General features: G+C 71.7%; 2 protein-coding genes and 1 pseudogene. All 3 read right to left on the bottom strand.

Annotation, left to right across the window (positions count from 1 at the left end):
* Positions 1 to 1,006, bottom strand: a 1,006-nt coding sequence (thrC, locus tag WBA11_RS08855) for a threonine synthase (RefSeq protein WP_424520336.1), incomplete at its 3' end; no start/stop codon positions are given.
* A complete protein-coding gene (locus tag WBA11_RS08850) occupies positions 1,003 to 1,929 on the bottom strand; it encodes a homoserine kinase (RefSeq protein ID WP_424520335.1) in 927 nt (308 codons plus the stop codon). The genes WBA11_RS08850 and thrC, both read right to left, overlap by 4 nt.
* Positions 1,926 to 2,801 (bottom strand): annotated as a pseudogene (locus WBA11_RS08845) (bifunctional aspartate kinase/homoserine dehydrogenase I); the annotation flags it as partial. The gene WBA11_RS08850 and the pseudogene WBA11_RS08845, both read right to left, overlap by 4 nt.

Genomic DNA, 2,801 nt, shown 5'->3' with positions numbered 1-2,801 from the left:
GCCAGACCGCGCGCATCGTCTCGATCGTGACCGCGTCCGTGACGGCCTCTCCGTGGACGAGCCGCCGCAGGTCGTCGTCGTCGTACAGCGACCGCAAGCGCTCGAGGTTGCTGGGCACGCCGACGTCCATCGCGTTCGAGACCGTCCGCACGGAGTCGGCGGCGGGCGCGTCGGCGCCCTCGAGGAAGCGAGCGAAGCCGTCGTTGGCGTTGTGCGCCGCGATGAACCCGGCGACCGGGACGCCGGCTTGAGCCGCCAACGTGCCCGCGGTCAGGTTGCCCAGGTTGCCGCTCGGCACGCAGAACACGACGTCCCCGCGTCCGGCCTGGGCGGCGGCCTGGGCGTAATAGGTCGTCTGGGGCAGGAGCCGCCCGATGTTGATCGAGTTGGCCGACGACAGACGGCGGCTCGACCTCGAGGACGCGAAGGCCGCTTTGACCAGTCGCTGGCAGTCGTCGAAGGTGCCCTCGACGGCCAGGGTCAGGACGTCCGGCCGCTCGACGATGAGTTGGCGCTCCTGGACCGCGCTGACCTGGCCCTTCGGGTAGAGCAGCACGACGCGTACGCCCTCGATGCCTGCAAACCCGTCTGCGACCGCGCTGCCCGTATCGCCAGACGTGGCCGCCAGGATTGTGACCTCGTCGCCCTCGAGGACGGCGCCCATCAACCGCGCCATCGTGCGCGCGCCGACGTCCTTGAACGACAGGGTCGGGCCATGGAACAACTCGAGAACCGAGATGCCGGACCACTCGCCTTGGAGGTCGACGAGCGGGACGTCGAACGAGAGCGCGTCGTGGACGATGGCCTCGAGGTCAGTGATCTCGTCCTCGAGCCAGGGCGCGAGCGCGGCGTAGCCGGCCTCGGCGAACGAGGTGGCCGAGCGCCAGTCGCCGAACGCCGGAATCGAGGTCGGGACGTAGAGCCCCCCGTCGGGCGCCAAGCCGTTGAGGAGGGCGGTGCTGAACGGGACGGCCTCGCCGCCACGCGTGCTGACGTACTGGGTCATGCGTCCAGCGTCCTCACGCCCCCAGGATCGACGCGGGCCACCCAGCCGTGGGCGTCGATAGCGCCGTCTAGGCTGGCTGCTTTCATCGCCTCGAGGACCGTTTCGGCGTCAGCGTCTGGGCTGGGCAGCGCGAACATGGCCGGCCCGGAGCCGGTCAGCGCGCAGCCGGCGGCGCCGACCTCGAGGGCGGCGGCCTTGACGGCGTCGTAGACCGGGACCAACGTCGAGCGGTGTGGCTCGGCGAGTCGGTCGCGCATGATCCGGCGCCCGACCTCGAGCCAGTCGCCAGCGCGAAGCGCGTCGAGCAGGAAGGCGAGCTCGGCCGCCTGGGCGGAGGCGTCGCGGTGCGGGACGGTCTCGGGAAGGACGGCGCGCGCCTGGCGCGTCAGGACCTCGACGTGCGGGATCAAGACCGCGATCTCGGGCGCGTCCTCGAGGTCGACATGCCGGTACTCGGTCGGGTCGGAGGGCGAGGTCAGGACCAGGCCTCCGAACAAGGCCGGGAGCACGTTGTCGCCGTGCTTGCTGCCCGACGCGGCGACCTCGCCCTCGAGGACGGCATCGACCAGGTCGGGCTTGGTGAACGGTGAGCCCAACACCACGTTCGCGGCCCACGCGCCGGCGACCGCGCTCGCCGCAGAGCCGCCGACGCCGGACCCGAGTGGGATGCCCTTTTTGATCTCGAGCGCGAGTCCGCCCTCGAGGCCGGACTGCGTCAAAACGTGAGCCGCGGCGCGAGCCGCCGTGTTGCGGTCCGGGTCGGTCGGCAAGCTCGGTGGGCCAGTGACGGTAACGCCGGGCGCGTCCGTCCTCGACGCCGAGACGCGGTCGCCCAGGCCGGTCAGGCACAGGCCGAGCGCGTCGAAGCCGGGGCCGAGGTTGGACAGGGACGCGGGCCCCCAAGCAGTGGCGCGGTCGGTCATGGCATCAGTTCGGCGGCCTTGACAAGATCGGCGAGCAGGCCGGCGGCCGTGACGTCCGGCCCGGCGCCCGGCCCTTGGACTACGAGAGGCGTCTCGTTGTAGCGGGCCGACTGGATCAGGATCACGTTGTCGGTCCCGCGAGATCCGCCGAACGGCGACGACAGGTCGACGGCGCGGACGCCGACGCTCAAGCCCTTGTCCGTGATCTGGCCGACGTACGCCAACCGCTTTCCCTCGGCCTGGGCCGCCGCGACGCGCTCGGCCCATTCGGCATCGAGGTCGTCCAAGCCGTCCATGAACGCGTCGACGGAGACGCCCTCGAGGGCGGCGGGCACGAGCGACTCGACCTCGAGGTCGGAGCGCTCGACGTCGCGGCCGGTCTCTCGGGCCAGGATGAGCAGCTTGCGGGCGACGTCCTCGCCCGTCAGGTCGTCGCGCGGGTCGGGCTCGGTCAAGCCCTTGGCCTTGGCTTCGCGGACGGCGTCGGAGAACGAGGCGCCTTGGGCGAGCCGGTTGAACAGGAAGGCCAGCGTCCCGGAGAACACGCCCTCGATGTGCTCGATGCGGTCGCCCGATCGCAGAAGGTCGCGGACGGTGAACACGACTGGGAGCCCGGCCATGACCGTCGTCTCGTAGTGGTAGCTCACCTCGCGGCGGCCGGCGGCGTCGCGCAGGCGGCGGTAGTACCCCAGGTCGAGCGTGTTCGCCTTCTTGTTCGGCGTGACCACGCCGATGCCGGCCTCGAGCCAGTCGGCGTAGCGCCGGGCGACGGCCTCGGACGCCGTCGCGTCCACGACGATGCGGCGCTCGAAGCCGGGCGCGAGAAGGCGCTGGTCGAGCGCGTCGAGGTCGGCCGGTTCGCCGCCCTCGAG

It is taken from the genome of Rubrivirga sp., from assembly GCF_049648075.1.
Taxonomy (GTDB): domain Bacteria; phylum Bacteroidota; class Rhodothermia; order Rhodothermales; family Rubricoccaceae; genus Rubrivirga.
This window is presented reverse-complemented; position numbering and strand designations above follow the sequence as displayed.

Coding starts and splice junctions, on each gene's coding strand:
- WBA11_RS08850 (WP_424520335.1), bottom strand. CDS start 1,929: ATGACCGACCGCGCCACTGCTTGGGGGCCCGCGTCCCTGTCCAACCTC.